Below are 24,836 nucleotides of genomic sequence, written 5' to 3'. Positions count from 1 at the left end.
TTCAAGAAGAACAAGATGGAGTACAACCCCGTCGTGTTCGAGAAGCTGGAAGAGGTCAACGCCGCCGTGACGGTGCCGCTGCTTGCCTTCCTCGCCGCGGGTGATCATCTTTTGATCGTCGACAGCGTGTATCATCCGACACGCCATTTCGCCGACACGATGCTGAAGCGGCTCGGCGTCGAGGTCGAATATTACGCGCCGCATATCGGCGCCGGCATTGCCTCGCTGATCAAGCCGAACACGAAGGTGGTGTTCACCGAATCGCCGGGATCGAACACCTATGAGGTGCAGGACATCCCGGCGATCGCCAAGGCGGCGCACGCGGCGAACGCCATCGTGATGATGGACAACACCTGGGCGACGCCGCTCTATTTCAAGCCGCTCGACCATGGCGTCGACATCTCGATCCACGCGGCGACGAAATATCCGGCCGGCCATTCCGACGTGCTGCTCGGCACGGTGTCGGCCAACGAGACCTATTGGAAGCAGCTCTATGAGGGCTTCTGCATGCTCGGCTGCTGCTCGGGACCCGACGACATCTACCAGGTGCTGCGCGGGTTGCGCACGATGGGGGTGCGGCTCGAGCATCACCGCCAGAGCGCGCTCGACATCGCGGGCTGGCTGGAGACGCAGCCGGGTGTCGCGCAGGTGCTGCATCCTGCGCTCGAAAGCCATCCAGACCATGCGTTATGGAAGCGCGATTTCTGCGGCTCGAGCGGCATCTTCTCGATCGTGCTCGACGGTGGCGGGCAAAAGGCGCAGCACGCCTTCCTCGACGCGCTGAAGATCTTCGGCCTCGGCTATTCCTGGGGCGGCTATGAGAGCCTCGCCGTTCCAGTCTTCCTCGGCGACCGCACCGTTGCCAAGGGCTCCTATGCCGGCCCGCTGATCCGCCTGCAGATCGGGCTGGAGGATGTCGAAGACCTCAAGGCCGACATTCTGCGCGGGCTCGCCGCGGCCGCGGCCGCGGGGTGACCGGCTGATCGGCGCAGGATACCACAACAGCGGCAGACAAGCCCCGGCCAAAGCAGTAGCATGGCCCGTGCAACCAACTCGGGAACCTTTTGCCGGCAGGCGCATCCAATCGCGGATGTAACAATTGCCGGGAGATCGGGGCGAGATGAGAAAGCCTGCTATTGAAGCCGCAGAGGTCAGCGCGGCCGAGGCCGGCGACTTGGCGTTGGTGCGCCGGGCTCTTGCGCGCGATCCGGATGCGTTCCGCGCCATCATCAAGACGCACAACCAGCGGCTCTACCGCATCGCGCGCGGCGTGGTGCGCAACGACGCCGAGGCCGAAGACGTCGTGCAGGAGGCCTATATGCGCGCCTTCGCCAATCTCGGCGCCTTTCGCGGCGAGGCGTCGCTTTCCACCTGGCTGTCCCGCATCGTCATCAACGAGGCGCTCGGCCGGCTGCGCAAGCGCAAGCGCATCGTGGCGATGCCCGAAAACCCGGAGGCGCAGATCATCCGGTTTCCCCTAAACCCAAGTGACGATCCGGAGCGGACGATGGCGCAGCGGCAGATCCTCGGGCTCGTCGAACGGGCGACCGACAGCCTTCCCGATGTCTATCGCACCGTCTTCGTCGCACGTGTCATCGAGGGGCTGAGCATCGAGGAAACCGCCGACCTTCTGGGCGTGCGGCCCGAGACGGTGAAGACCAGGCTGCACCGGGCGCGGACGCTGGTGCGAAAGGCGCTGGACGACGAGATCGGCCCGGTGTTGCTCGACGCCTTCCCCTTCGCCGGCCGGCGCTGCGAGCGGCTGACGCAGGCAGTGATGAGAAGGCTCGGATTCGAGCCCTGATTTCGGTCTTTTCCCGGGAACGTTTCGTTCTCGCCTGCGTCCAATGGCAGTCAACACCAGATGAAGCCCGGGGCCAGCGCCGCCGGGCGAAGGAGATGTCATGTTTATGCGACCGACTGCCGCCCTCGCCGCCCTTTTCTTCGTGAGCACGGCGCCGCTGGCGCTAGCCGCCGAAAAGCCCACCGATCCGCAGATCGCCCACATCGCCTATACGGCCGGCGCGATCGACGTCGAAGCGGCCAAGCTGGCGATCAAGAAGTCCAAGGACAAGGAAGTCGTCGACTTCGCCAAGGACATGGAGCGCGACCATGAGGCGGTGAACAAGCAGGCGCTCGACCTAGTGAAGAAGCTGAAGGTCACGCCCGAGGACAACGACACCAGCAAGGCACTGGCCAAGGCCGCCAAGGAAGAGCGCGCCAAGCTGGCGAAGCTGAAGGGGGCTGCCTTCGACAAGGCCTATATCGACAACGAAGTGGCCTATCACAAGCAGGTCGACAGCGCTCTCGAAACCCTGCTCATCCCCTCGGCTAGCAATGCCGAACTGAAGAGCCTGCTGGAGACCGGCCTCAAGATCTTCCAAGGGCATGAGCAGCATGCCGAACATGTCGCCGGCATGCTGAAATGAGGCCGCTGCTTCTTGCGCCAGCGCTGGCTTTGGCGCTCGGCTCATCCCCCGCGTTCGCGGCGACGATCGAGGTGACGATCGACAAGCTGGTCTTCTCGCCCACAAACATTCAGGCCAAGGTCGGCGACACGATCGAATGGACGAACAAGGACATTCTCGCCCATACCGCCACCGTCAAAGGCGGCTGGGATGTGATGATCCCGGCAACGTCGAAGGGCAAGGTAACGCTCAAGGCGGCCGGGGCGGTCGAGTATTTCTGCCGCTTCCATCCCAACATGAAGGGCCATGTCGAGGTGGCCCCGTAAACCGATCCAGCTGTCGAGCGAGGTGCGCCGCGCCTCGCTCGACTTAGCGATGGTCGTGATCCTTGTGCCGATGCCGATGCGCGGCCTGTTTTGCCCGATTGCCGCAGGCCGCCATGCTGCACCAGCGGCGCCGATGCCCGCGCGTATGATCGGCAAAAAGCAGCGTGCAGGCCGGACCTTCGCAAGCCTTCACATGTGAAAAATCCTCGGTGCAGACGAGTGAGGCCAGCGCCTCGCCGATCGGCAACAGGAGCGCCTCGGGCGTGCGCCATTTGCGGGCCGTCTGAAGGGCCAACGCCGCGCCGCCGTCGGCCGGCGCGATCCGGCTGAAGGTCTCGTCGCGTTCCAGCAGGCGGTTGAGCGGGTCGAGTTCCGCCAGATCTGCAGCCACCAGCGCCCGCCCCTTGTGCCCATACACAAAGCCCCTGAACCATTCGCGCAAATGCCGCGCCTGATCGGCGACCTTGTCGAGCTCGCCGGGCAGCGCCTGCCTGCGAATGGCTACCAGCGCCGCTGCCGGCGCCAGCCGCGCCTGCCCCAGCCAGTCCAGCAAGCCCTCGCCGTCGTCGATCCAATCGACAGGCGTGTCGAGCGGGGTCGCGATCGAGTTGAGGAAATCGAGGCCGGGCGCGTCGCCGACAAAAAGCGCGGGTGAACGAACCATCGAGAACTCCAATTCAGCGCCAGGCAGCTTTCGCCGCGGGCATCCATCGTGAACACGACTCCGTGATAACCGGTTCGCAGCTTCTTGACAAGTTATCCGCCCAAATCGTAACCGTTCTAAATAATTCAATATGGTTATCAATTCAGCAAGAGGAAGCGACATGTCCGCGAAGCAAATGAATGTCGTGCTGGTCCATGGCGCCTGGGCCGACGGATCGAGCTGGGCCAAGGTCATCGCGGCGCTTGCCCTGCAAGGCTTCAATGTCGTGGCGGCGCCGCTGCCGCTGATGTCCTTCCAGGATGACGTTGCGGCGCTCGACCGCACGCTGGAGCGCATCGAGGGGCCGATCACCCTGGTTGGCCACGCCTATGCGGGCGCGGTGGTCGGCGCCTCGCGAAGCGACAGGGTCGAGGCGCTGGTCTATGTCGCCGCGCTCGCGCCGGGCGAAGGCGAGACGGTGGCGGACGTGTTCACCCGTGCCGAACCGCACCCAAAAGCGCCGAGACTCACACCGGACGCACACGGGCTGATCTATCTGCCCGACGACGCCTTTGCGGATGCCTTCGCCCAGAAAGCCTCGGCGCAGGAGCTGTCTGTGCTGCGCGCGGTCCAGCGGCCGATCTCGCCGGCCTGCATCACGGTTCCCGTAGGGAGGCCGCTGTGGCGCGATCGGCCAGCCTGGTTCCTGATCGCAGAGGAAGACCGCATGATCGCCGCCGAAACCCAACGTTTCATGGCGGCGCGCATGAAGGCAAGGACGCGCTCACTGCCGCTGGATCATACGCCGATGGTCACCGCGCCCGACGCTGTCGTCGAGATCATCCTGGAGGCTACGCGGCGCTGACGCTTAGGCTTTCGAATAACCCCCAAATGCAAATCGACACAGTTATGAAAACGGAGAAAAAGATGACCGCTTACAGGACGATGAATGTCGACGGCTTCCATATTTTCTACCGCGAGGCTGGCCGGCATGGCGCGCCGAAACTGCTCCTGCTGCACGGCTTTCCGAGCTCGAGCCATATGTTCCGCGACCTCATTCCGCTGCTCGCCGACCGCTTCCATATCGTCGCGCCCGACCTGCCCGGCTTCGGCCGTTCCGACATGCCGCAGGCCGGCGAATTCACCTACACGTTCGACCGCATCGCCGAGATCATCGACCGCTTCACCGAGGTGGTCGGCTTCGATCGCTACGCCGTCTATGTCTTCGACTATGGCGCGCCGACGGGCTTCCGGCTGGCAGTGAAGCATCCCGAGCGCATCGCCGCGATCATTTCGCAGAACGGCAACGCCTATGAGGAAGGCCTGGGTGAGGGCTGGAACCCGATCCGCGCCTATTGGCGGGACCCCTCGCTCGCCAACCGCGAAGCGCTGCGCCCCGCCTTCAAGCCGGAGGCGGTCGCCTGGCAGTACACGCATGGCGCGCCCGCAGAGCTCGTTTCTCCCGACGGCCATTCGCTGGACAGTTTCTATCTCAGCCGTCCGGGCGCGGAAGAGATCCAGCTCGACCTCTTCGGCGACTACAAGAACAACGTCGCGCTCTACCCGGCCTTCCAGGCCTATTTCCGCACCCATAAGCCGCGCTTTCTCGCCGTGTGGGGCAAGAACGATCCGTTCTTCCTGCCGCCGGGCGCAGAAGCGTTCAAGCGCGACATGCCGGACGCGCTGGTGCGCTTTCTCGACACCGGCCACTTCGCGCTCGAAACCCATGCCGGGGACATCGCCGCCGCCATCCGCGACTTTCTCGGCTGACCAGGAAAAAGGAGATTCGCCATGTCGAAATCCGTCGCCGTCATCACCGGCGCCAGCCAGGGCATCGGCCAGGCCACCGCCATCCGGCTGACGCGGGACTTTTCCGCGCTGGTGCTGGTTGCTCGCAACCGGGCGAAGCTGGAAGAGACAGCTGAGGCTGCGAAAGCGGCCGGTGCCGAGGTGTTGGTCATCGATGCCGACCTTGCCCGGCCAGATGCCGCGCAAGCGGTGGTCGACCAGGCGCTCGCGAGGTTCGGGCGCGTCGACGCGCTGCTCAACATCGCCGGTGCCGTCCCGCAGATCGATCTGTTCGAGATGAACGACGAGCAATGGGACGCCGGCCTTGCGCTGAAGCTGCACGGCGCCCGGCGGCTGACCGTCGCTGCATGGCCGGCGCTGAAGGCGGCCGGCGGCTCGGTGGTTCTGATGTCCGGCAATTCGGCGCTGTTTCCCAAGCGCCTTGTGGGGCGGTCGGAACGATCAACGCGGCAATCGTGGCGCTCGCCAAAGCCTTTTCCGACCGCGGCATCGCCGAGGGCGTGCAGGTCAACAGCGTGCTGCCAGGACCGGTGATGACCGGCCGGCGACGCTCCTACCTCGAGCACTGGGCGCCGCTGCACAAGATGAGCGTCGAGGATGCGACGGCGAATTTTCCGAAGGAAGCCGGTATCGCCCGCCACGGCGAGCCGGAAGAGATCGCCGAGTTGATGGCTTTCCTCGTCTCGCCGGCGGCGCGCTGGATGACCGGCTCGACGCTGCGCATGGACGGCGGCGAAGTGAAGTCTGTCTGAAGGAGGACAATGAAATGATTGCCTGGGACCGCATGACGCGCGCGCATGTCTTGCGCGCGATAGAGGATTACGACCGGCCGGGGCCCGACCGGTTTTTCGCCGAGCACGGCTTTGCGCCGACGACGACCTATGAATTGGCCTGGGAAGACCGCCTCTACCCGCCAAAAGCCATCCTCGGCACCGCCTATGAGCTCGCCACGGGCGCGCGGCTCGCCTCCGGCGATTTCGAGGGCGGCAAGAGCGGCGCAGTGAAGGTGCTGGGCGCGCTGGGATTCATCGTCCGGCCGAAGCAAAGGTGACGTAGCCCGCGCTTGCCAGGTCGATTCCGCAAATGGTCGTAAGGCCTTGACGCGATTGAGAAAGCCGAGGCCGCTAGCGGCACCTCGTACACAATCGGCAGCGCAATAATATTCTCCTCGACCGTGGATATACGGATTGGTTTGGCTTCCAAATCCGGGTTTTCAACGGCATTGCGTGCAGCGCAATTCCACCCATTCGATCCAGGACCCGCCATGGCATTCCGCCTCTTTGTTCCGATCCTTGCCGGCGCCACGCTGCGTGAGCGGATGATCGCCTGCCTTGGCGCCGTGGTCGCCATCGCGCTGACCGGTGTGGTTAGCGGGCTGGCGATGGGCAAGGGTGAATACGTGGCGATGCTGGTGGCGCCGGTGGGTGCCTCCGCGGTGCTGCTCTTTGCCGTACCATCGAGCCCGTTGGCGCAGCCCTGGTCGATCATCGGCGGCAACACGATCTCGGCGCTTGTCGGCGTCACGGTGGCGCGTTTCGTTCATGACCCGGTGATCGCCTCGGGTCTCGCCGTGGCGCTGGCCATCGCCGCCATGTCGTTCACACGTTCGCTGCATCCGCCGGGAGGCGCAGCAGCTCTCACTGGCGTGATCGGCGGCCCGGCCGTGGCGGCCGCCGGCTTTCTATTTCCTTTTGTGCCGGTGGCGTTGAACTCGATCCTGCTGGTAGCGCTGGGCTTCCTCTTCCACAAGCTGTCGCGGCGCAACTATCCCCATGTGCATGTGCCCGCCGCCAGCGGTCACGGCACCGCGGATCGGCCACCGGCCGAGCGTGTCGGCTTCCGGCCCGAGGATGTCGATGCGGCGCTTTCCGCGCTCGACGAGACCTTCGACATCGACCGCGAAGACCTCGAACGCCTGCTGCGGCAGGTCGAGTTGCAGGCGATGGTGCGCTCGCAGCGCACGCTGCTTTGCCGGGACATCATGTCCCGCGACGTGATCTCGGTGCCGGAAACAGCCACGGTGGACGATGCGCGCAAACAGCTGATCGACCACAACATCCGCACCCTGCCGGTGGTCGACGCGGACGGCCAACTTACAGGGGCGGTCGGCCTGCGCGAGCTCACAAGAGCCACCGACACGGTGAAAGGGGTGATGTCGAGGGCCGGCACTGCCTCGCCCGACACGCCGGCGATGAGCTTGCTGCCAGTGTTGACCGACGGGCGCAGCCATGCCGTGGTGATCGTCGATAGCGAGCGGCATATACTCGGCCTGATCACCCAGACCGACATGCTGGCGGCGGCCGCGCGCGTGCGACCGGTGGGAACCCCTTTCGCCGAGGCGGCGGAATAGCCTGCCAAGCGCCTGGCTTGGTGGCTAAGTTACCCGGCTTTTCGAGGCAGGAGGGGCGACGCCGGGCCTGTCTCAAGGCGGCGAGACCACGAGGCGGCAAACGCGATTTGCGTCAGTTGCCGTCTCAGTCCCGCGCGGCGAGCAGCCAATCCATCACTTCAACGGCCTGCGCCGGCGGACGGTCGGGCGCCAGGATCGTCAGAGCAAGGCCGGTCGGGACGCGCAAAGCGGGGAACGGCGCCACCAGCGAGCCTGCGGCCAAGGCGCGTGATACCAGCGCCTCATGCCCCATCAGCACGCCGGCCCCGTCGACCGCTGCCTGCAGCGCCATGCTGTAGAGCGAGAATTCAGAACCCGCCTCGATCGACGGACCTTTGATGCCGGCCGCCTTGAACCACAGGCTCCAGTCGCCGGTCCAGGTCGTGTCCCAAAGCAGAAGCTGCGCCGCGAGATCGGCCGGAGCCTGCAACTGTTTCGCCAGCGAAGGCGCGCAGACCGGGAAGATCACATCGTCGCAAAGTCTTGACGAGCGCCCTACGCCCGGCCTGGTGAGAAAGATGGCAAGGTCGAAGGGCTCGCGCCGGAAATCGGGCGGCTCCTCCAGCGCATGGATGGAGGGGCGCAACGCCGGATGCGCCGCCCGCAACGCCGGCAAGCGCGGCGCCAGCCATAGCTGCGCGATCGAAGGCAGCGCCGCGATGCTGACCTGCGGCTTCGGCGCCGAGGCGCGCAGCTCCTGCACGGCCAGCCCCATGGCGTCAAAGGCGGTTGAGAAGGAGGGCAGCGCCGAACGGCCGGCCTCGGTGAGGTGCAGCCCTTGCGCATGGCGCACGAAGAGCGCCGAGCCCAGCCATGCTTCGAGCGCCTTGACCTGATGCGACACGGCGGCCGGCGTTACGCCTAGCTCATCCGCCGCCTTGGCGAAGCTTTCATGCCGCGCCGCCGCCTCGAACGCCCTGAGCGCATTGAGCGGCGGCATGCGAGGTCGCGGCGGATTGACGGCCATTGTCCGGCTTTCCCCCAAAAAGGGCAACCGCGGCCAGCGGCTGGCCGCGGTAATCTGTCTGTCGAAAAGCAGCCAGCGCCGGCGCCCCGCAGGCCTATTTGAGGGGCACCGGGGCCAGCTTGCCATCGACCTTCCGCCATTCAAATACGACGAAGCCCGGCTGCTTGATATCCCCCTTCTCGTCATAGGAGATGGCGCCAAGCACGGTCGGGATCGTGGCGCCCGAATGGAGATAGTCGGACGCCGCCTTCGGGTCGTCGGCCTTGGCCCTGGTGATCGCCTCGGCGAGGATCTGGGTCGCGGCATAGGCATAGAGCGTGACGGCTTCCGTCGGGACGTTCTTCGCCTTCAGGTCGGCAACGGCGTCCTTCGCTTCGAGGAATGTCGCTGGATCGGGGAAGGACGTCATCAGCGTGCCGGCCGCGCCATCACCGCCGATGGCGCCGAACTCGCTGTTGGATATGCCGTCGCCGCCCATCAGGACGGTTTTCACGCCCTGGTCGTGCATCTGGCGCACGATCAAGCCCGCCTCGGTATGCTGGCCGCCATAATAGACAAGCTCGGCGCCGGATTCCTTGATCTTGGCGACAAGCGCGCTGTAGTCCTTCTCGCCGGGATTGATCTCCTCGTGCAGCACCTCCTTGCCACCGCCCGAATTATAGGCCTTGGCCATTTCGTCGGCGAGGCCTTTGCCCGCCGTCGACTTGTCGTCGACGATCGCGACCTTCCTGTCCTTGAATTGCTCGAGCACGAATTCTGCGGCGATGATGCCTTGCTGGTCGTCGCGGCCGCAAGCGCGGAAGGCGTCCCAAAGGCCGCGCTCGGTGACCGTGGGGTTGGTGGCGGTGGGCGTGACGAACAGGATTCCGTTTTCGGCATAGACTTCCGATGCCGGGATAGTGACGCCGGAATTGTAATGGCCGACGACATAACGCACGCCGTCAGCAACAAACTTGTTGGCGACCGAGACGCCCTGCTTCGGATCGGAGACATCGTCGCCGACCGAGACGGAAAGTTTCTGGCCGAGAACGCCGCCATTGGCATTGATGCGCGCCACCGCCGTCTCGACGCCGACGCGGTACTGCTCACCATAGGCGGCGTTCGGCCCCGACATCGGGCCGGCGACGCCGAGCACGATATCGGCTCGGGCGGCACCGGCCGCGGCGGCCGTCATCAGTGCAGCAGTCATCAATCGCAGAATCATGCGCATGGTCATTCCCCTTTTTTGAAGATGCGGGCTCCCTGCCCGCTGGTTCAGGCGATCAGCTTACGAAGTGCAGCTTCGTGAACCGGCGCCGGAATTCACTGACGTCATTCGCGAGTTGCTCCGGGGCATCGTTGCCGCGAAGCCCCCTGGCAATGAGGGCGGCAAGCTCCGGCATGACCTTCTCGGTCATACCCCAGCGCACGATCTCCGGCGTGCCGATGCGCAGGCCGTTCATGTCGCCCTCCACCGCCTCGAGTGGCAGGCCGATGCCGCAGGTAAGGATGTTGGCGCGCCTGAGCCGCTTTGCGGCCACCTGGCCGCCGCCAAATTCGGCGGCTTCAATCGCGAACTGATGCGAAGTGGTGTGGCCCTTCGCAGTCGAGAACACTGGCAGGCCGCGATCCGCGAGTTCCCTGGCCAACGCCTTGGCGGTAGCAGCCATGGCGGCGGCATAGGCGCGGCCGTGTTCCTTCCAGTCGAGCATGGTGATGGCCAAGGCCGCCGACTTCGCTGCATCGAAATTGGCAGTCATGCCGGGAAAGGCGATACGGTCGAGCTTTTCGGCGATGCCGGCATCGTTGGTGACGATCAGGCCGGATGGCGGGCCACCGAGGCTTTTGTACGTGCTCATCGTCATCAGATGGGCACCTTCCTCCAGCGGTTGCTGCCAAGCATGGCCGGCGATCATGCCGCAGAGATGGGCGGCGTCGAACAGCACCAGCGCGCCAACCTCGTCCGCAACCGCTCTGATCTCACGGATCGGATGGGGCAGAAGATTGAGGCTGCTGCCGATGGTGATCATCTTCGGCTGTACTTGCCGGGCAAGCGCGCGCAGCTTGCCGACATCGACGGTATAGCCGTCGTCATCGACAGGTGCCGGGTGGATCGACAGCCCATAGAGCCCGGCGCAGCCCGCCATATGATGCGTGACATGACCGCCGATCGCAGGCGGTGGCGCAATGATCGCATCGCCCGGACGCGCCGCGACCATGAAGGCGTAGAGGTTGGCGATCGCTCCCGAAGGCACGCGTATTTCGGCATAGCGCGCGCCGAACACTTCTGCCGCCAGTTCCGCGGCAATGACCTCGATCCGCTCCACCCCCTCGAGGCCCATCTCGTATTTGTCGCCGGGATAACCGAGCGACGGGCGCGAGCCGAGACCGGAAGCAAGGGCCGCTTCCGCCTTCGGGTTCATAACATTGGTCGCCGGATTGAGATTGACGGCGTCATCCTCGTGGATCGACCGGTTGAGAGCGATGCCGCCCTCGATCGCGGCCAGGACGACCGCACTGTCCTGCCCGCCGGTGGCTCTGGCAAGGTCCTGGACGAAATCCTCGCAATGGGCGGGAACCCAGGGCCTGCGGGCGAGAGCGGTCATCGGTGCCTCCATGCTGGATCGGATGGAGCATCGTGGCGCGACCAAGGCTCGGCGCGCAAACGAGGAGTTCTAGCCGTTAGGCTTAGATTTTTGAGGGGTAAGAGAATCCTGTTCCCTGCCACTCCGCCTTGTCTCGTCCGGCCGTGTGATGTGAGTCCATGACCCGTCCCAAGCCGGCCTGCGTCTACCCAGCCACGCCGCCAGCCCTTCACCGAGATCGGCTGTCGGCGCCATGCGGGCGAATTGCTCGGCTTCGACGAGCAGGCCTTCGGCGATGCTCTGGTTGAGGCCGCGTGCCACTGCGGTGAGGATGCTCGCCACCGCCGGCTGCGAGTGGCTGACGATACGGCGCGCGAGGTCGAACGCGGCCGGCATCAGCTGACCGTGCGACACGACGTGGTTGACGAGGCCGAGCTCCAGTGCCCGGGCGGGTGAAAACGCATCCCCGGTGAGGAGCAGTTCCAGCGCGCGCTTGCGACCGGCCAGTCTCGGCAGGCGCTGCGTGCCGCCGAATGTCGGCGGCATGGCGAGTTTTATCTCGGGTTTTGCAAACAAAGCGCGATCGCTGGCGATCGCCAGCGGCACCGCTTCGGTGATTTCGCAGCCGCCGCCGAAAGCGAGACCGTTGACGGCGGCGATCACCGGCTTGCGGAAGGCTTCCAGCCGCGCCGTCAGATGTTGGCCGCGCGTCACGAAATCGCGCAGCGCGGCATCGGTGCCTTCGGCCACGCTCACTGCGAATTCACGGATATCGGCGCCGGCGGAGAAGGCGCGATCGCCTGACCCAGTGAGGATCACGGCGCGCACGCCATCGTCCGTCTCGACCTGGTCGAGAAGCGAAAGCAGCCGGTCGATCAGCGCGTAATTCAGCGCGTTCAGCTTGTCGGGGCGGTTGAGGGTAAGGATGACGACGCGGTCGCGCGTCTCGCTCAGCACAAGGTCAGTCATGACTTTTCCTTTCCGGCAGTTCGGCGGGATAAGGAGCAGGCTTTCGATTGCTTGTATATTCACTAGTCGGTATACTTTGAGGATGAGCGAAAAGACCAATCCCACCCGAAAGCGCCTCGTCGATGCGGCGACCAAGCTCTTTTATGCCGAAGGCATCGGCCGCGTCAGCGTCGATGCGGTGGCCGAGAAAGCGGGGCTCACCAAGCGAACGCTCTACTACCATTTCAAGAGCAAGGACGATCTGATCGCGGCCTATCTCGAGGGCCGGGACCAGCCCAATCTCGAGCAGATGGCCGGCTGGTTCGATGCGGCGGAGGGCGGCGCGGACAGAAAAGTAGAAGCAATCTTCACCAACCTGGCGCGGGTGGCGCGCCACCCCAAATGGAAGGGCTGCGGCTTCCTGCGCACGGCGGCCGAGTTGGCCGCGACGCCCGGGCATCCGGCGGTGAAGGCCGGGGCGCGCCACAAGACCAATTTCGAAAAATGGCTGGCCGGCGCGCTTTCAAGCCACCATGTCGGCGCGGCGAAGATGCTGGCGCGTGAGATCGTGCTTCTGATGGACGGCGCCTTTTCCAGCATGCTGATCCATCACGATCCCGACTACGTCGCCGCCGCCGGCCACGCCGCCGCGACGCTGGTGCGGGCGCGGATGGCAGGCAAGGACGGCGCTTAGGCCTGGACGCTCCTGATTGACGCGATCCGGCCGGGACGCGCCTTCAGGACCATGCCAGCCAGGCCGTACCGGCGAGAAGCGTCACCAGCGTCAGCGGCAGGCCAACCTTGAAGAAGGCGGAGAAGGAAAGCTCCTTGCCCGCCGCCTTCGCCTGCTCGGCGACGATCAGGTTGGCGACCGAGCCGAGCAACGTGAAATTGCCGGCAAGCGTCGAGCTCATCGCCACGACCAGCCAGGCGCGCTCCGGGTTTTCCAGCCCGGGAATGAAAGGCCGCAGCGCCAGCACCGCCGGCACGTTGCTCATGATGTTGGAAAGCACCGCGGTGAAACCGGAGAGCCGCCAGACATCGTCGAGGCCGATGTTCTTCGCCCAGGCGATCATATCGGGTGTGAGCAGCGTGCGTTCCGCGCCCGCCACCACCACGAACAGGCCGGCGAACATGAAGAGCAGCGGCCCGTCGATCTCGCGGTAGATGCGCCGCGGCTTGATCGCCCGCGTGACCAGCAGGAAGGCGCCGGCAATCAGCGCCGCCTTGGCGACGGGTACGCCGGCAAAGAAGGCGAGCGCCAGCAAGACACAGACGATGGTGGCCTTCAGCACCTGCCCGGGCAGCATGCGGCCGCGATAGACCTCCGGGCTGAGTTCGGCGGGGCGGGAAAACTCGGCGCGGTAGACGATGCGCACGATAAGGATGACGCAGAGCAGGCCGAACAGCGCCACCGGCGCGAGCGCCAGCGTGAAAGCCGGATAGGAAATGCCGGACAGCGCGCCGATCACCATATTCTGCGGATTGCCGGTAATGGTGGCGACGCTGCCGCAGTTCGAGGCCGTGCAGGTCGCGATGAGGTAGGGCACCGGATTGCGGTTGATGACCCTGGTGACGTGGACGACGATCGGCGCCATCACCAGGCAGATCGCGTCGTTGACCAGGAACGCAGAGAGCACGCCGGTCAACAGCGTCACCATCACCAAAAGCATGAAGGGAGCATGGGCGTGCTCGATGGCAAAGCCGCCGAGCGCCCGAAACGCGCCCGAAACCTTCAGATGCGCCACGACGATCATCATGCCGAGCAGCAGCGTTATGGTGTCGAAATTGATGGCTTTGTAGGCATCCTCGATGCGGATCGCGCCGATGGCGATCATGCCGGCGCCACCCAGCAACGCGATGCCGGCGCGGTCGAGGCGCAGGCCAGGAATGCGGCCAACGGCTACGCCGGCATAAGTGGCCACCAGGATGAAAAGCGCGCCCGCGCCGGTCCATGTCATTGCAAGAAGCTTCCCGTTGCCTGCCCTGCCCGTCAGAATCGGCCGGAGCACGGCGCGGCAACACATTTAGCAAGGGCTGCGCAAAGGGAAAGCACCCAAAGATGTGAAGCGCGCCGACGCTTTCGTGGCTTTCACATTCATAAACCCTAATGTAAAGAACAGTGAATTAACATATCTGACCGATAATCCAGGCGTTGGGGACTAAACGGATGAACACGGTCGTTGAGGCGGAACATCGCATCCCGTCACGGGAGGAATTGATGCGTCCGCAGGAATGCTCCCGCTGTCACGGGGCCAAGAAGGTTTTCGTTTGCGCGCGCTGGCTGAGCTCGAACGGCCATTGCTGCCCGGAAGGCACGCACAGGCTGAGTTGCCCTGGGCACAGCATCGTCTGTCTCGAGTGTAGCGGGCGCCAGAGCTAGAGCAATTCCAGGAAAGGTGTGAGCGGTTTTTCGTCCGGAATTGCGTAAAAAACAAAGAGATAGGGCGTTTCGCCGTTTTCCGTGAACGGCGAAACGCCCTAGCGAGACCCGTGGAGTGCCGGTCGGCCGCCAAACGCCGTCACAACGGAATCTTCCTTTCCCCATAGGCCGAGCCCGCTGTCATTAAAGTTTGACGCAGCCAGACCTGGCTAACTTGCTGCATTCATTGCCCGATGGACTCAACTATTGCCTTGCGCTTTGCCGCCGCCTACCACTTACTAAACTCCACGGTTTCCTCAGGCCCGACAAAGCAATGATCGTCCGACTGCGACGCGCCCTGCGATGGCAAGCGCTTCCGCTCCTTGCTGGCTTTGCCATTGTCGCGCTGATCATCGGCGCGCGCGCAATCCTCGCCGAAACGCAGACTGCCGACCGCAATGCCAGCCGCGAAGCAATCGAAGGCCAGCAATTGCTCGCAAGCCTGCTTTCGCTTGCCCAGGACGCCGAGACCGGCCAGCGCGGCTATCTGCTGACGGGCGAAAAGAGTTACCTACTGCCGTACCAGCAAGCGGTCGATGGGCTGCCGGCGCTGCTCAAGCGCATCGACGAGATGTTTCCGACCGGCAGCGACAGGGCGCAGCAGGTCGTCGGCATCAAGGACGCGCTTGCCCGTAAGCAGGCCGAGCTCAAGGAGACGATCGGGTTCTACGACACGGGCAACACGGCGAAGGCTCTGGACATCGTGCGCGGCGGCCGGGGCAAGCTGGATATGGACCAGATCCGAGCCAATATCGACGCGATCCGGCGCATCGATGGCGCGAGCCTCGCTTCCCGCGCGGAGCGCATGGAGCAGATCGAAGGCTGGTTGCGCGCCGGCTCGTTCGCCGCGCTGCTCGGCATCTACACGATCCGCCAATCCAGCCGCAGCTTCCAGGAGGTGGCTACGGCGCAGAACGCTTTGAGCGCCAAGAACGCGGCGCTGCTCAACGAGATCGAGACGCGTGAAAAGGCGGAGTCGCAACTTCGCCAGGTGCAGAAGATGGAGGCGGTTGGCCAGCTCACGGGCGGCATCGCCCTTGATTTCAACAATATGCTGGCGTCATCACGAGCGCCATGAACCTCGCGCAGCGCAAGCTCGCCCGCGGCGAGCATGACGTGCAGAGCTTCGTCGAGGCGGCAGCCGATGCCGCGGCCCGCGCCGCCAACCTCACGGCCAGGCTGCTTGCCTTTCCAGGCAGCAGCCACTGGCGCCGCAGATCGTCGACGCCAATCGCCTTGTCACCGGCATGTCGGACCTTCTGCGCCGCACGCTGGGCCACGCGGTCGAGATCGAAACGGTGCTGGCGGGCGGTCTCTGGAAAACGCATGCCGACCCGAGCCAGGTCGAGAATGCCATCATCAACCTGGCCGTCAACGCGCGCGATGCCATGGACGAAAAGGGCAAGCTCACCATCGAGACGGCCAACAGTTGTCTCGACGAGGCCCTATGCGGCGGCGCATCCGGAGGTGAAGGCCGGCCAGTATGTCATGATCGCGGTGACCGATACCGGCGCCGGCATGTCGCCCGATATCATGGCCCAGGCTTTCGAGCCATTCTTCACCACCAAGCCTGCGGCCAAAGGCACAGGGCTCGGGCTCAGCCGGGTGTTCGGCTTCGTCAAGCAATCCGGCGGTCCACGTTTCACCGGCCCGGAAGAGGCGACAGGCGCCGCCAGGAGCGATGTCCCGCAAACCGAAACCGTCCTGCTCGTGGAGGACGACGCCCGCGTGCGTGCTTCGACGGCCGCCACGCTGCTGGAACTCGGCTACACGGTCATCGAGGCCGCCAGCGGTGAAGAGGCGCTGCGCAAACTCGGCGAGAATGCAGCCATCGCGCTGATGCTGACGGATATCGTCATGCCGGGCATGAATGGCCGCGAATTGGCCGAACAGGCACGTAAGCATTCCCGCTCGCTGAAAGTGGTGTTCATGACTGGCTTCACCCGCAACGCGGCCGTGCACAATGGCGTGCTCGACCACGATGTGCATTTCATCGCCAAGCCGTTCACACTGGAACAACTGACGGCGAAGCTCAGAGCCGTCCGAGCACAACCAGAATGACGACGATGACAAGAACCAGCCCCAGGCCGCCGCCACCATAGTAGCCGGTGCCGTAGAACGGCCCGCCGCCCAAGCCGCTGAAGCCGCCAAGCAGGGCAAGAATGAGAATGATGATGAGAATTGTGCCGAGGCCCATGGTTTCTTCCTCTCTCTGACAGTGCGATCCCGCGCTTGTTATGATAAGATCAACTCGCAAGCCGCACGCATGTTCCGCTCATATGCGGCCTCTATTCACCGCTGACCGAGTGGGATGAAATGATCGTCTGCCCAGGCTTGGCCTCAAGCTTGATGGGGACCAGAAACATCAGCGCAATGGCAATTGCGATCGAGGCGATGATGGTAGCGGTGCTGAATATGTCCTTCATGTTCCACCTGAATATTCGAAGATGCTGAAGAACGATCGGCCTCGTCTCCTGTTCCACTTCATCCCGATGGAACCTTTTTCACGCACGCGACGTTTGAGGCAGCCCGCTTAGGGCGAGCGCGGGAACAAAACGGAGGCAGGCATGGGCGTACTTATCGGCATTCTGATCACCTTCCTGGTGGTGATCCTGGTGCTCTATCTCGTGCAGCGCCTGCCGCTCGATGCCCGCGCGCGCCAGATCGCGCAGATCATCGTCATCATCATCGGGATCATTTCGCTGCTCAAATATCTTGCAGTGTTCTAGCCGCGACCCATATTCGACACCTGGAAACGTCAAAGCCTGGTGTCCCATGAGGACCCCGTCGATTGCATTTGCCGCAGGCAAAATATTGTGGGCCGCCACGCTGTTGTGCAGCGTGAGCGCCGCCTACGCCCGACCAGACGCGCGCGCGATGACTTGTGCGCAGACGCAGGCGTTGATCAAAACCGGCCATGCCGCGGTCTTGACCACAGGTCCGGACACTTATGATCGCTTCGTGCGGCAATTCGGCAATGAGTGCGACTGGCCGGAAGTGCCTATCTCGACGACGATTCGGACCAAGGATGGCGAATGCCGGGTCTACCGGTGCGAGGAGCCGATCAACCTTCCGGATTGATCACGCTTCCAGCGACGCGGCGCGGAACCATTGGAACCTCATGCGGGTTGTAGCAGCCAGCAGCGGGAACGTGCCGGGCACGAGGGAACCTGGCTTCGCGCATGACCGCAGGAGGAAGGGCAATGCCTGAAATCGCGCGCAGCGGCAGTTGTCTGTGTGGCGGCGTGCAGTTCCGCGTCACGGGCGAGCCGCTCCGGGCCGGCCTCTGTCACTGCAAGGACTGCCGCAAGACAAGCGGATCGGCCTTCCATGCCTATGCCGTATGGCCGTTGCGAGCGTTCGAAACCACCGGCATCACCAGCGGCTATGGCACTCGAAGCTTTTGCCCCACCTGCGGTAGCCGCGTCCCGTTCGTCGGCGATGACGAGGCCGAGGTCACGATCGGCAGCCTGGATGTTTCGCCAACCGAAGGACTGGTACCGAGCTACGAACTCTGGGTCGGACGCCGCGAGCCCTGGTTGCAGCCCCTGCCCGCGGCGCGTCAGTTCGAGCATGACCGGGTCGCCGATGATTCGGCCGCAGGCGATGAACCCGGCGCGGAACCACAGCAAAGGTCGGCCTAGGTCGGGCTCATGGTGGACTTTGGTCGGAACGACAACGACCTTCAGTCCATCGGGACTCCCGGCGCGTCCGGGAAAGCGCTCGACCGTCAATTGATATGCTCGGACTTTTCTCGAAGTTTTGCCCTTTTTCAACCAGCGGTCGGTTTGCCGGCCAACCAGCGACCGCTAGCATTTGCAGTGCGGCTGAACATGAGGTCGTGGTCCCTGACGGTTCCAGGCACCGCACGCAAAGAGTTTCATTCGCTTTACAAAATATAAGAATTTTCAACCATGCTTCTTACGGCAATACAACCTCTGGGGTTGTTTTGCCTGCCTGGCCGCTGCGCTTATCATGTGAAATACCAAGTTGCAGTTGCAACACCAAAGTGAAAATTCTTTCGGCTCAAGAAATTTTCTTCTCGCGCTCTTTCTGGTCATATCAAATATGACGCCCCGAATTTTCAGCCGCAGCGGACCTTATGACTTTCGGCCTTGTACAAAAGGCCATCTTTGTTTCTTCTCTTTTTTGCGACATGGTACTGCCGAATCTTGAAACCGGACGGGGCGGCTTCATGACGGCGGCGCCTGAACACGGCCGAAACATGCATATGCGGTATCCGCCGATCGACGGGTTCTGGACCTGGGACATCAAGCGCGACCGTGTCTATGGCGACGCCAATCTTTCAGACTATTTCGGCTTGACGCTCGACGAATTCTCGCACGGCGCACCGCTGGAACGGTGGATGCAAAACATCGACCATGAAGACCGCCCAAGGGTTCGATTGGCTATTCGCAAGGCTATCGAGCGCAGGTCCGGCTTCAGGGAAGTGTACCGGGTCCGTTCGGAAAAGATGGGGCTGCGGCAAGATCCTGGCCGTCGGCCAATGCTATGTCGACGGGGTGGGCGAAGCGGCGCTCTATCCTGGCTGGTTCGTCGATCTGACGAAGGATGCCGCGTGCGAGGAACAGGCGCTGCGCGAGATCCACAACCATGTCGGGCAGGCCAAAGACATAGCGCGATCGATCGGAAACGACATGTTGTCCTACCTTCTGGACAATATCGAGGAAGAGGTCGAGCAGCGGCTTGGCGCAAGGCTGGGGAGGCGAAGATCGTCCTGAAGCTGCTTTCGCCGGTCGTCTGCGGGTCAGTTTCCGGGCCGCAGCTTGCCGCGCCTGCCGACTTCAGCCGCGACCATGCGCGCGAAATGCGACTGTGGCGATCGGCGCTCGATGAGCTTGGCCCGTTCCAGGGCCGCATCGCCGTAAAATTCAATCAGCACACCAGCGGCCTTGGCGGCGTCGGCCTTCAACCGGCTGAAATCCGTCTGCCCGCTCTCGCTCGAGGGCTCGCTCCTGGCAATCACGTCAAGCATGGCTTGCAACTTGTCTGGAGTGCCCTCGTCTTCGTGCATGGTTGCTATCCGATTGGGCGCGTAAAATATCGACATTTCCGTGCAATGTCCAACAGGTTCGTTGATCGGGCGTCGGTGCAACTGAGTACAGCTTCGCCGCGAGCAAGGCGACAATCCTCATACAAGCATAGTGAGCCAAACTTACCGCACAGACATTTGGGGGCACCCATGGACCAGCCTAGCAAAATGGAAAACCTGCAGTTCGCGCAGGGGATCTTGCGAGAACTTCGCCAGAAGGCCGAGGCCGATGGCGAGAAGCTTCTGACCTACCTGATCGACATGGCTTATCTCGAAGCCAGCGACCGCATCCGCGCCCACTGGATCGGCAGCCACGAACATGAAGGCCGGCGAGCCAAAGGCTGAGCCTGCCCGTCCGGACCGGAACGCAAAAAGCCCGCCATGCCTTGCGGCATGGCGGGCGGATCAAAGCGCGTAAGGCTGTGTCGACAGCCGGTCTATGACTACGACGCGACCGCCTGTTGGCGGACCGGAAGCTTCCAGCCCGGCCGCGCGAAATGGCAGGTGTAGCCGTTGGGATAGCGCTCGAGATAGTCCTGATGCTCGGGCTCCGCTTCCCAGAAGGGCCCGACCGGAGCAAGCTCGGTGACGACCTTGCCAGGCCACAGGCCGGACGCGTCGACGTCGGCTATAGTGTCCTCGGCGATTCGCTTCTGTTCATCGCTGGCGTAGAAAATCGCCGAGCGGTAGCTCGCGCCGATATCGTTGCCCTGGCGGTTCCTTGTCGTCGGATCGTGGATCTGGAAGAAGAATTCGAGCAGCGTGCGGAAACTGGTCCTGGCCGGATCGAAGACGATCTCGATCGCTTCGGCATGGGTGCCGTGATTGCGGTAGGTGGCGTTCGGAACATCGCCGCCACTGTAGCCTACTCGCGTTGAGATCACGCCGGGCAGGCGCCGGATCAGATCCTGCATGCCCCAGAAGCAGCCGCCGGCAAGCACTGCGCGTTCGGTGGAAAAAGCCATGTCACACCTCCTTTGGATTGCTCCATAGATAGGCGTTGTGGCCGGGTTCTTCCAGCGGCTCGAGCGGGCTGATCGCTGACATCAGCACCGAAGTATCCGGTGTGGACGATGTACCCGTCAATGTTTCGAAGATACATGCTTGCGCGGCTTCGATGCCGCCACGATCACGCATCCGGCGTTTGCTTGAATCTCCGCACTACCACCTCGAAGGGCATCTACACCGTCCGAGGAATCCTTGGCCGAAAAATCCTTGGGCAGCAGCGTCAGCACGACCTTGAGATACTGGTCGGGCTTTTCGGCCCTGACCGCGGCGATGACACCGGCGCCATGGGCGCGGAAGTCGGCGCGAAGGGCTGCCGCGAAGTCGTCGACTAACGTCTTTCGCGGGCGCTTCGGGCGGGTGCGCGGAGCGGTCCCGGCTTGAGTGGCCGTCGGCTTTCGGCTTACCCGCTTCGCGCCGGCGCGGCGCCTGTTTTCGTCAACCATGGGCCGCAGTGTCCGATGGCGCGGCTTTCGCCGCCTTGGCCTTGCGGACCTTGCGCGCCGGTTTCTTTCGCGGCTTGGCGCGTGTCGGCTTGGCGGGCTCGCCGTCGGCCGCCGGCGCGGCCATTACCTTCAACGTCGCGATGGCGGCGCGGGCTGCCCATGGACCAACGCCCTGGGGCGGAAAGCCGAAACCGGCGACGGCATCGACCGTGCCGCCACGGATCATGCCGATGCGCACGCCGGGCACGACCTGCTCGACATTGTGGCGCGGAAGGTCCGTGCCCTCAAATTCCGCGATGGCGCTGACGATCTCGGCGCCGTCATCGGCGGTGACGATGGTGGCGTAGCGTGGCATCTGGGCCTCGGTGTTGCAGGGGGGCGCTGTCCCGCCAGCGCTTAAAAAGAAATGGATGGACCAAAAAACAAAACCCGCCTGGCGGCGGGTCGTTGGCGCAAATCAGCACCATGGACAAAATAGTAGCATAGCTGCCCTCACCCTGCAATAGCTTCTAGGTACATTTTCCTACCTTTCCGGAAACCGGCCCTCCTCCAACCATCATCGGCGAACACCCGCCCTACAGCCACAGATTGAACCGTCAGCCCAAAGCCCGGCGAAATTTGTCGGAACCAACCTTGGTCCGAGGGGTTCCACCCTTGGTCGCAACGCGACAGACAACCGTCTCGCAACAGAGAGGAGAAGACCATGCTTACGAGGATTCTTGCAGCTTCCGCCCTGACCATCGGCCTCGCCACGGCAGCGATGGCCCAGACCGCCGGCACCGCCGGAGATAATGGCGGCGGCAGCGGTCAGACCATCACCGTCGACCCGAAGACGCCGGGCAGCCCGCCGCCCGACCAAGCCGCGCCCGATACCGGCACGACCGGCAGCGTCACCGGTGGCGACATGAATTCGAACGCCGACAAGAACTGCCCGACCAGCCCGCAGGGCGCGGTGGGCGATGCGAACAACTCGACCGCCGGCACGATGGCGCCGAACGTCAACGACAAGAATTGCGGCAAGTAACGGGCGCCGGGCTTGAAGCAAGGGCCGCGGAGCGTGCTCCGCGGCCCTTGCTTTCTGGCCGGGTAGGCAGCTTGCGGGAACCATGCCGCGGCTTGGCCGTTCCAGGAGGCAAAAAGGAGAAACCGATGGCAGACAACGACACAAGCACCGCCAATTCGGCCAACGGCAACACGAAAACCACCGCCGCGCGGAATAGTGCTGCGTCGCGCAGCAGCGCACGCGCATCGAGGGCATCGGAAGACGCGATGAAGAAACAGATCGCCGAGCTGAAACGCGAGGTGAGCCGTCTGAACCGCGCGCTTTCCGAACAGGCCGAGGAAGCCGCCGAGACCGCGCAGGGCTGGTACCGAAGCGCGGCCGACCGGGCGACGACCCTTTACAGCGGCGCCTCCGATCATGCGTCGCGCGCGGCGAGCCAATTGCGCACCCAGGCGCACAGCGTTTCGGAAACGGTGCAGCAGAACCCCGGCACCTTCTCCACCGCAATGCTGATCGGTGGCCTGGTCGGGTTGCTGGCCGGCATGGCGATCAGCCGAAACACCGATCCGGAGCCGGACTGGCTGCGTCGCTGGCATCGATAGGATTTCCCGCCCTGGCCGCATACGGCCCGGATGGTAGGAGGTCGTGAGCGAAGGCTGCCTTTGCAACGGCCGCGCCGAAGGAGGGCCAGGCCGTCGCGCCCGGCCCTTTTTTCTCCGTGTCTCAGGCTTTTTCTTTTCAAGGTTGTGTTGTCCTTGCCCTGTCGCTGTGGCCGGTTGTCCCCCGGGCTGGTCATTAGCCGGTGCTTATGGGATCATTCCTCAGGGAATCGCGGAGAGCGGCATGGACAGACCTGCCATGGCATCCGTTTTTCGGATGCGGCATGTGCCTGCAAGCATTTCGGGCGTTCGCAGCCTTGGCCGGGGCCAGGCCGATCCGATCTTCCATTCGAGACCGCTCGGCGAGGCAATCCGCTTCATTGCCCAGGCCGAGGGCCAATACGACCTCAGCGCGGTCGCCGTCTTCTACGGCGACCGCCAGACGCCGCCGCTCGGCAACCGCGAGATCAGGCAGCTCTGGAACGAATATGGCGAGCGGTGGATGGAGGCTTAGCCAGCGCAGCCTCCCCGGATCGGAAACGCCGCTCATGCGTTCTTGAGGCGAGGTCAATGGGAGGAACGCCATGAACGTCGCCAATCTCCAGCTCGAAGGCCTGCTGATGGCCGTCGCCGCGATCAACCATGTGCTTGTCAAGAAAGGCGTGCTGAGCGTCGAGGAAATCGACGTCGCGCTGCGCAAGGCCGAGGCCGGCGAGACCGGCGAGGAGCGCTCGGAGGCGATCTCGGCCTCGAACCGCGACGCCATCAATTTCCCGATCCGGCTGCTCGAGCTCGCCAACCAGTGCCAGCCCGAGGCCGACATGCCGTCCTTCTCGAAGCTGGCGCGCATGGTCGGGCAGATGAAGGAGCCGTATAACGACCAGATGTGAGGGCCTGAAGAGGCGCCTTGCCTCGAGATGCAGGCGCCGCCCCTCATCCGCCCTTCGGGCACCTTCTCCCCATGAATGGGAGAGAAGGAAAGGGTCATGCCCTACCCGGCCAGCCCTGCTTGAGCGCAAGCACGCTGCCCGGGCCATGCACGGCGGCGTAGAGCAGCCCGGCGGCGAACGGGAAATGCGACATGAAGGCACCGAACTCGGCCTGGTCCGCGGCCCAGTGCGACGGACCGTGAAAGGCAAAGCCGAGAAAGGTGACGTAGACCGCGCCAATCAGCGCCAGCGGCGTCAGATAAGCGCCGGTGAGGAAGGATATCACCAGCAGCGTTTCAAGGATCGCCGCGCACCAGGCCAGGAACAACGGGAACGGGAAGCCGGCGGCGGCGATGTAGCCGGCGGTAGCGCCCATATCCATCAACTTGAAGGCGACGCCCATGGCGAACATGGCGGCGAAGATCAGGCGGGCGATGAGAATGGCGGCGGTCTGCCAGGTCGATTGAACGTTTTCCACGAGTATCCCTCCGGATGGTTGAAGCGGTTGATGCCCCAAGGACGGACGAAGGGAGAGGATTCCGACAGGGGGGTGGGAAAAATTATGCGAAGCGGGGCGCCGCGCCTCTCCTTCTCCCTTGTGGGAGAAGGTGGATCGGCGCGTCAGCGCCGAGACGGATGAGGGGTGTTCCAGCGGAGTGAGACGTCGGCTTTCCCTGGAGCACCCCCTCATCCGTCGCCTTCGGCGACACCTTCTCCCACAAGGGGAGAAGGTGAATGATGCGGCGGGTGGCTGATCGATTCCCGCACGGTGCCGTACTCCGCGCCCCAGCGGTCGGTCATGTCGCAGCGTATGTCCCATAGCTCGGGGAAGAAGCGGTGGCGGGCGCCACCTTCGAGGATCTCTACCGGCCTGCCTTTCAGCGACTTGGCGCCCAGCCCGATCGAGCGGTGGATCAGATAGAGGTGGTTGGCGCGGAATTTCTGGAACAGCTCGTCGAACTCGATCAGCGCCTCGGCCACGACGTAAGCGGCGCCGTGGTCGTAGTGCTCGTCGTAGATATCCTCCACGGTCAGCCCGCGGCCATCGAGATAGGCATGCTTGAAGGCCCGCCAAAGATCAGGCGGCAGGCGCAGCAGAAGCTTGAAGCCCGGCGATTCCTGGCCGCTGCCATTGCCGAGCCGCAGGCGGATCTGCTGGTACTCCTTGGGCGACATCGTCTCCAGGAGATCGAGCTGCGCCGTCATCATGCGCATCAGCCGGTGCACGCGGCCCATCAGCGTGACGATGCGGTGCCTGTACGATCGGCGTGCAGGGCTCGGTTCGGGGAGGGCGCGCCGGGGTCTCAAATCACTTGCACCTACCC

Annotated in this window: 34 protein-coding genes and 1 pseudogene; 21 read left to right on the top strand and 14 right to left on the bottom strand. The window is 63.9% G+C overall.

Features of this window, described 5'->3' with window-relative positions; translation table 11 throughout:
• The 4 genes from metC to FJ471_RS27505 form a co-directional block, all read left to right on the top strand.
• Positions 1 to 975: cystathionine beta-lyase (gene metC, locus FJ471_RS27520; RefSeq protein WP_140807865.1), on the top strand; the 975-nt coding region annotated here is incomplete at its 5' end.
• A gap of 145 nt (positions 976 to 1,120) precedes the next feature.
• Positions 1,121 to 1,804, top strand: a complete 684-nt coding sequence (locus tag FJ471_RS27515) for an RNA polymerase sigma factor (RefSeq protein ID WP_140807864.1) — start codon at positions 1,121 to 1,123, stop codon at positions 1,802 to 1,804.
• Between the two features lie 100 nt (positions 1,805 to 1,904).
• Positions 1,905 to 2,429 carry a DUF4142 domain-containing protein gene (locus tag FJ471_RS27510; RefSeq protein WP_140807863.1) on the top strand — a complete coding sequence of 175 codons (525 nt, stop codon included), beginning with the start codon at positions 1,905 to 1,907 and terminating at the stop codon, positions 2,427 to 2,429.
• Positions 2,426 to 2,734 carry a cupredoxin family copper-binding protein gene (locus FJ471_RS27505; RefSeq protein ID WP_140807862.1) on the top strand — a complete coding sequence of 103 codons (309 nt, stop codon included), beginning with the start codon at positions 2,426 to 2,428 and terminating at the stop codon, positions 2,732 to 2,734. Before FJ471_RS27510 ends, FJ471_RS27505 begins: the two co-directional genes overlap by 4 nt.
• A gap of 43 nt (positions 2,735 to 2,777) precedes the next feature.
• On the opposite strand, the gene FJ471_RS27500 is transcribed toward FJ471_RS27505, so the two are convergent.
• Positions 2,778 to 3,398: an ABATE domain-containing protein gene (locus FJ471_RS27500; protein WP_140807861.1), complete on the bottom strand. Its 621-nt coding sequence runs from the start codon at positions 3,396 to 3,398 to the stop codon at positions 2,778 to 2,780.
• Between the two features lie 160 nt (positions 3,399 to 3,558).
• On the opposite strand from FJ471_RS27500, the gene FJ471_RS27495 reads away from it, so the two are divergent.
• The 5 genes and pseudogenes from FJ471_RS27495 to FJ471_RS27475 all read left to right on the top strand — a co-directional run bounded on the left by FJ471_RS27495 (position 3,559) and on the right by FJ471_RS27475 (position 7,536).
• Positions 3,559 to 4,242 (top strand): alpha/beta hydrolase, encoded by a 684-nt coding sequence (locus FJ471_RS27495; RefSeq protein ID WP_140807860.1) that lies wholly within the window; start codon positions 3,559 to 3,561, stop codon positions 4,240 to 4,242.
• Positions 4,243 to 4,304: 62 nt separating this feature from the next.
• Positions 4,305 to 5,147, top strand: a complete 843-nt coding sequence (locus FJ471_RS27490; protein ID WP_140807859.1) for an alpha/beta hydrolase — start codon at positions 4,305 to 4,307, stop codon at positions 5,145 to 5,147.
• A 21-nt stretch (positions 5,148 to 5,168) separates the two neighbouring features.
• Positions 5,169 to 5,938: pseudogene (locus tag FJ471_RS27485) on the top strand (SDR family oxidoreductase).
• 14 nt (positions 5,939 to 5,952) lie between these two features.
• Positions 5,953 to 6,237 (top strand): hypothetical protein, encoded by a 285-nt coding sequence (locus FJ471_RS27480; RefSeq protein WP_140807858.1) that lies wholly within the window; start codon positions 5,953 to 5,955, stop codon positions 6,235 to 6,237.
• A gap of 213 nt (positions 6,238 to 6,450) precedes the next feature.
• Positions 6,451 to 7,536, top strand: coding sequence for an HPP family protein (locus FJ471_RS27475; protein ID WP_140807857.1), 1,086 nt, complete (start codon positions 6,451 to 6,453; stop codon positions 7,534 to 7,536).
• Between the two features lie 124 nt (positions 7,537 to 7,660).
• Here the strand turns inward: FJ471_RS27475 and FJ471_RS27470 are convergent, their stop codons facing one another.
• The 4 genes from FJ471_RS27470 to FJ471_RS27455 form a co-directional block, all read right to left on the bottom strand.
• A complete protein-coding gene (locus FJ471_RS27470) occupies positions 7,661 to 8,542 on the bottom strand; it encodes a LysR family transcriptional regulator (protein WP_246684847.1) in 882 nt (293 codons plus the stop codon).
• Positions 8,543 to 8,636: 94 nt separating this feature from the next.
• Entirely contained in the window at positions 8,637 to 9,746 is a 1,110-nt protein-coding gene (locus FJ471_RS27465; RefSeq protein WP_181179780.1) for a branched-chain amino acid ABC transporter substrate-binding protein, read from the bottom strand.
• Between the two features lie 58 nt (positions 9,747 to 9,804).
• On the bottom strand, positions 9,805 to 11,127 hold the full coding sequence (locus FJ471_RS27460; protein ID WP_140807855.1) for an aminotransferase class I/II-fold pyridoxal phosphate-dependent enzyme: 1,323 nt from the start codon (positions 11,125 to 11,127) through the stop codon (positions 9,805 to 9,807).
• Positions 11,128 to 11,196: 69 nt separating this feature from the next.
• Complete coding sequence (locus tag FJ471_RS27455) at positions 11,197 to 12,075, bottom strand: crotonase/enoyl-CoA hydratase family protein (protein WP_140807854.1); 879 nt, start codon at positions 12,073 to 12,075, stop codon at positions 11,197 to 11,199.
• An 82-nt stretch (positions 12,076 to 12,157) separates the two neighbouring features.
• Between FJ471_RS27455 and FJ471_RS27450 the strand changes: the two genes are divergently transcribed.
• Positions 12,158 to 12,748: a TetR/AcrR family transcriptional regulator gene (locus tag FJ471_RS27450; protein ID WP_140807853.1), complete on the top strand. Its 591-nt coding sequence runs from the start codon at positions 12,158 to 12,160 to the stop codon at positions 12,746 to 12,748.
• A gap of 43 nt (positions 12,749 to 12,791) precedes the next feature.
• On the opposite strand, the gene FJ471_RS27445 is transcribed toward FJ471_RS27450, so the two are convergent.
• Positions 12,792 to 14,015: an anion transporter gene (locus tag FJ471_RS27445; protein ID WP_140807852.1), complete on the bottom strand. Its 1,224-nt coding sequence runs from the start codon at positions 14,013 to 14,015 to the stop codon at positions 12,792 to 12,794.
• A gap of 636 nt (positions 14,016 to 14,651) precedes the next feature.
• Here FJ471_RS27445 and FJ471_RS35685 point away from each other — a divergent pair.
• Both FJ471_RS35685 and FJ471_RS35680 read left to right on the top strand, forming a co-directional pair.
• Positions 14,652 to 15,554 carry a CHASE3 domain-containing protein gene (locus FJ471_RS35685; RefSeq protein ID WP_210242057.1) on the top strand — a complete coding sequence of 301 codons (903 nt, stop codon included), beginning with the start codon at positions 14,652 to 14,654 and terminating at the stop codon, positions 15,552 to 15,554.
• 410 nt (positions 15,555 to 15,964) lie between these two features.
• The gene (locus FJ471_RS35680; RefSeq protein WP_210242056.1) at positions 15,965 to 16,537 is read left to right on the top strand and encodes a response regulator; all 573 of its coding nucleotides are present in this window, start codon (positions 15,965 to 15,967) and stop codon (positions 16,535 to 16,537) included.
• On the opposite strand, the gene FJ471_RS27435 is transcribed toward FJ471_RS35680, so the two are convergent.
• Positions 16,509 to 16,673, bottom strand: a complete 165-nt coding sequence (locus FJ471_RS27435) for a DUF3309 family protein (protein ID WP_140807851.1) — start codon at positions 16,671 to 16,673, stop codon at positions 16,509 to 16,511. The two genes, FJ471_RS35680 and FJ471_RS27435, sit on opposite strands and share 29 nt — an antisense overlap.
• Before the next feature lie 91 nt (positions 16,674 to 16,764).
• On the bottom strand, positions 16,765 to 16,902 hold the full coding sequence (locus FJ471_RS34955) for a hypothetical protein (RefSeq protein ID WP_181179778.1): 138 nt from the start codon (positions 16,900 to 16,902) through the stop codon (positions 16,765 to 16,767).
• Positions 16,903 to 17,043: 141 nt separating this feature from the next.
• Between FJ471_RS34955 and FJ471_RS27430 the strand changes: the two genes are divergently transcribed.
• From FJ471_RS27430 to FJ471_RS27415, 4 genes are all read left to right on the top strand, one after another.
• A complete protein-coding gene (locus FJ471_RS27430) occupies positions 17,044 to 17,205 on the top strand; it encodes a Thivi_2564 family membrane protein (RefSeq protein WP_140807850.1) in 162 nt (53 codons plus the stop codon).
• A gap of 85 nt (positions 17,206 to 17,290) precedes the next feature.
• A complete protein-coding gene (locus FJ471_RS27425; protein WP_348643371.1) occupies positions 17,291 to 17,557 on the top strand; it encodes a hypothetical protein in 267 nt (88 codons plus the stop codon).
• A gap of 122 nt (positions 17,558 to 17,679) precedes the next feature.
• Entirely contained in the window at positions 17,680 to 18,120 is a 441-nt protein-coding gene (locus FJ471_RS27420; RefSeq protein ID WP_140807848.1) for a GFA family protein, read from the top strand.
• An 879-nt stretch (positions 18,121 to 18,999) separates the two neighbouring features.
• Positions 19,000 to 19,218 carry a hypothetical protein gene (locus FJ471_RS27415; RefSeq protein WP_140807847.1) on the top strand — a complete coding sequence of 73 codons (219 nt, stop codon included), beginning with the start codon at positions 19,000 to 19,002 and terminating at the stop codon, positions 19,216 to 19,218.
• A 26-nt stretch (positions 19,219 to 19,244) separates the two neighbouring features.
• On the opposite strand, the gene FJ471_RS27410 is transcribed toward FJ471_RS27415, so the two are convergent.
• A complete protein-coding gene (locus FJ471_RS27410) occupies positions 19,245 to 19,511 on the bottom strand; it encodes a hypothetical protein (RefSeq protein ID WP_140807846.1) in 267 nt (88 codons plus the stop codon).
• Positions 19,512 to 19,697: 186 nt separating this feature from the next.
• Between FJ471_RS27410 and FJ471_RS34950 the strand changes: the two genes are divergently transcribed.
• Entirely contained in the window at positions 19,698 to 19,874 is a 177-nt protein-coding gene (locus FJ471_RS34950; protein WP_167498612.1) for a hypothetical protein, read from the top strand.
• A 98-nt stretch (positions 19,875 to 19,972) separates the two neighbouring features.
• On the opposite strand, the gene msrA is transcribed toward FJ471_RS34950, so the two are convergent.
• The 3 genes from msrA to FJ471_RS27395 form a co-directional block, all read right to left on the bottom strand.
• A complete protein-coding gene (gene msrA, locus FJ471_RS27405; RefSeq protein ID WP_140807845.1) occupies positions 19,973 to 20,494 on the bottom strand; it encodes a peptide-methionine (S)-S-oxide reductase MsrA in 522 nt (173 codons plus the stop codon).
• Positions 20,495 to 20,611: 117 nt separating this feature from the next.
• Positions 20,612 to 20,980 (bottom strand): hypothetical protein, encoded by a 369-nt coding sequence (locus FJ471_RS27400; protein ID WP_140807844.1) that lies wholly within the window; start codon positions 20,978 to 20,980, stop codon positions 20,612 to 20,614.
• The gene (locus tag FJ471_RS27395; protein WP_140807843.1) at positions 20,973 to 21,335 is read right to left on the bottom strand and encodes a hypothetical protein; all 363 of its coding nucleotides are present in this window, start codon (positions 21,333 to 21,335) and stop codon (positions 20,973 to 20,975) included. Before FJ471_RS27395 ends, FJ471_RS27400 begins: the two co-directional genes overlap by 8 nt.
• Before the next feature lie 348 nt (positions 21,336 to 21,683).
• Here FJ471_RS27395 and FJ471_RS27390 point away from each other — a divergent pair, with 348 nt between their 5' ends.
• The 4 genes from FJ471_RS27390 to FJ471_RS27375 all read left to right on the top strand — a co-directional run bounded on the left by FJ471_RS27390 (position 21,684) and on the right by FJ471_RS27375 (position 23,472).
• Positions 21,684 to 22,004: a hypothetical protein gene (locus FJ471_RS27390; protein WP_140807842.1), complete on the top strand. Its 321-nt coding sequence runs from the start codon at positions 21,684 to 21,686 to the stop codon at positions 22,002 to 22,004.
• A 125-nt stretch (positions 22,005 to 22,129) separates the two neighbouring features.
• Positions 22,130 to 22,585, top strand: a complete 456-nt coding sequence (locus tag FJ471_RS27385; protein WP_140807841.1) for a hypothetical protein — start codon at positions 22,130 to 22,132, stop codon at positions 22,583 to 22,585.
• 256 nt (positions 22,586 to 22,841) lie between these two features.
• Positions 22,842 to 23,096 (top strand): hypothetical protein, encoded by a 255-nt coding sequence (locus tag FJ471_RS27380; RefSeq protein WP_224666937.1) that lies wholly within the window; start codon positions 22,842 to 22,844, stop codon positions 23,094 to 23,096.
• A 70-nt stretch (positions 23,097 to 23,166) separates the two neighbouring features.
• Positions 23,167 to 23,472, top strand: coding sequence for a hypothetical protein (locus tag FJ471_RS27375; RefSeq protein WP_140807839.1), 306 nt, complete (start codon positions 23,167 to 23,169; stop codon positions 23,470 to 23,472).
• Positions 23,473 to 23,566: 94 nt separating this feature from the next.
• Here the strand turns inward: FJ471_RS27375 and FJ471_RS27370 are convergent, their stop codons facing one another.
• A complete protein-coding gene (locus tag FJ471_RS27370; protein ID WP_140807838.1) occupies positions 23,567 to 23,989 on the bottom strand; it encodes a DoxX family protein in 423 nt (140 codons plus the stop codon).
• 209 nt (positions 23,990 to 24,198) lie between these two features.
• A partial coding sequence (locus FJ471_RS27365) for a hypothetical protein (RefSeq protein WP_246684846.1) occupies positions 24,199 to 24,836 on the bottom strand: 638 nt, incomplete at its 5' end.

Origin of the sequence: Mesorhizobium sp. B2-7-1, from assembly GCF_006440735.1 — a bacterium.
Lineage (GTDB): Bacteria > Pseudomonadota > Alphaproteobacteria > Rhizobiales > Rhizobiaceae > Mesorhizobium.
The sequence above is the reverse complement of the archived record's forward strand: the minus strand, read 5'-3'. Positions and strand labels throughout refer to the sequence as shown.

What these genes read in the sequence shown, in the direction of transcription:
- FJ471_RS27515 (WP_140807864.1), top strand. Translation starts at nt 1,121, where the DNA reads ATGAGAAAGCCTGCTATTGAAGCCGCAGAGGTCAGCGCGGCCGAGGCC.
- FJ471_RS27510 (WP_140807863.1), top strand. Translation starts at nt 1,905, where the DNA reads ATGTTTATGCGACCGACTGCCGCCCTCGCCGCCCTTTTCTTCGTGAGC.
- FJ471_RS27505 (WP_140807862.1), top strand. Translation starts at nt 2,426, where the DNA reads ATGAGGCCGCTGCTTCTTGCGCCAGCGCTGGCTTTGGCGCTCGGCTCA.
- FJ471_RS27500 (WP_140807861.1), bottom strand. Translation starts at nt 3,398, where the DNA reads ATGGTTCGTTCACCCGCGCTTTTTGTCGGCGACGCGCCCGGCCTCGAT.
- FJ471_RS27495 (WP_140807860.1), top strand. Translation starts at nt 3,559, where the DNA reads ATGTCCGCGAAGCAAATGAATGTCGTGCTGGTCCATGGCGCCTGGGCC.
- FJ471_RS27490 (WP_140807859.1), top strand. Translation starts at nt 4,305, where the DNA reads ATGACCGCTTACAGGACGATGAATGTCGACGGCTTCCATATTTTCTAC.
- FJ471_RS27480 (WP_140807858.1), top strand. Translation starts at nt 5,953, where the DNA reads ATGATTGCCTGGGACCGCATGACGCGCGCGCATGTCTTGCGCGCGATA.
- FJ471_RS27475 (WP_140807857.1), top strand. Translation starts at nt 6,451, where the DNA reads ATGGCATTCCGCCTCTTTGTTCCGATCCTTGCCGGCGCCACGCTGCGT.
- FJ471_RS27470 (WP_246684847.1), bottom strand. Translation starts at nt 8,542, where the DNA reads ATGGCCGTCAATCCGCCGCGACCTCGCATGCCGCCGCTCAATGCGCTC.
- FJ471_RS27465 (WP_181179780.1), bottom strand. Translation starts at nt 9,746, where the DNA reads ATGATTCTGCGATTGATGACTGCTGCACTGATGACGGCCGCCGCGGCC.
- FJ471_RS27460 (WP_140807855.1), bottom strand. Translation starts at nt 11,127, where the DNA reads ATGACCGCTCTCGCCCGCAGGCCCTGGGTTCCCGCCCATTGCGAGGAT.
- FJ471_RS27455 (WP_140807854.1), bottom strand. Translation starts at nt 12,075, where the DNA reads ATGACTGACCTTGTGCTGAGCGAGACGCGCGACCGCGTCGTCATCCTT.
- FJ471_RS27450 (WP_140807853.1), top strand. Translation starts at nt 12,158, where the DNA reads ATGAGCGAAAAGACCAATCCCACCCGAAAGCGCCTCGTCGATGCGGCG.
- FJ471_RS27445 (WP_140807852.1), bottom strand. Translation starts at nt 14,015, where the DNA reads ATGACATGGACCGGCGCGGGCGCGCTTTTCATCCTGGTGGCCACTTAT.
- FJ471_RS35680 (WP_210242056.1), top strand. Translation starts at nt 15,965, where the DNA reads ATGATCGCGGTGACCGATACCGGCGCCGGCATGTCGCCCGATATCATG.
- FJ471_RS27435 (WP_140807851.1), bottom strand. Translation starts at nt 16,673, where the DNA reads ATGGGCCTCGGCACAATTCTCATCATCATTCTCATTCTTGCCCTGCTT.
- FJ471_RS34955 (WP_181179778.1), bottom strand. Translation starts at nt 16,902, where the DNA reads ATGAAGGACATATTCAGCACCGCTACCATCATCGCCTCGATCGCAATT.
- FJ471_RS27430 (WP_140807850.1), top strand. Translation starts at nt 17,044, where the DNA reads ATGGGCGTACTTATCGGCATTCTGATCACCTTCCTGGTGGTGATCCTG.
- FJ471_RS27420 (WP_140807848.1), top strand. Translation starts at nt 17,680, where the DNA reads ATGCCTGAAATCGCGCGCAGCGGCAGTTGTCTGTGTGGCGGCGTGCAG.
- FJ471_RS27410 (WP_140807846.1), bottom strand. Translation starts at nt 19,511, where the DNA reads ATGCACGAAGACGAGGGCACTCCAGACAAGTTGCAAGCCATGCTTGAC.
- FJ471_RS34950 (WP_167498612.1), top strand. Translation starts at nt 19,698, where the DNA reads ATGGAAAACCTGCAGTTCGCGCAGGGGATCTTGCGAGAACTTCGCCAG.
- msrA (WP_140807845.1), bottom strand. Translation starts at nt 20,494, where the DNA reads ATGGCTTTTTCCACCGAACGCGCAGTGCTTGCCGGCGGCTGCTTCTGG.
- FJ471_RS27400 (WP_140807844.1), bottom strand. Translation starts at nt 20,980, where the DNA reads ATGGTTGACGAAAACAGGCGCCGCGCCGGCGCGAAGCGGGTAAGCCGA.
- FJ471_RS27395 (WP_140807843.1), bottom strand. Translation starts at nt 21,335, where the DNA reads ATGCCACGCTACGCCACCATCGTCACCGCCGATGACGGCGCCGAGATC.
- FJ471_RS27390 (WP_140807842.1), top strand. Translation starts at nt 21,684, where the DNA reads ATGCTTACGAGGATTCTTGCAGCTTCCGCCCTGACCATCGGCCTCGCC.
- FJ471_RS27385 (WP_140807841.1), top strand. Translation starts at nt 22,130, where the DNA reads ATGGCAGACAACGACACAAGCACCGCCAATTCGGCCAACGGCAACACG.
- FJ471_RS27380 (WP_224666937.1), top strand. Translation starts at nt 22,842, where the DNA reads ATGGCATCCGTTTTTCGGATGCGGCATGTGCCTGCAAGCATTTCGGGC.
- FJ471_RS27375 (WP_140807839.1), top strand. Translation starts at nt 23,167, where the DNA reads ATGAACGTCGCCAATCTCCAGCTCGAAGGCCTGCTGATGGCCGTCGCC.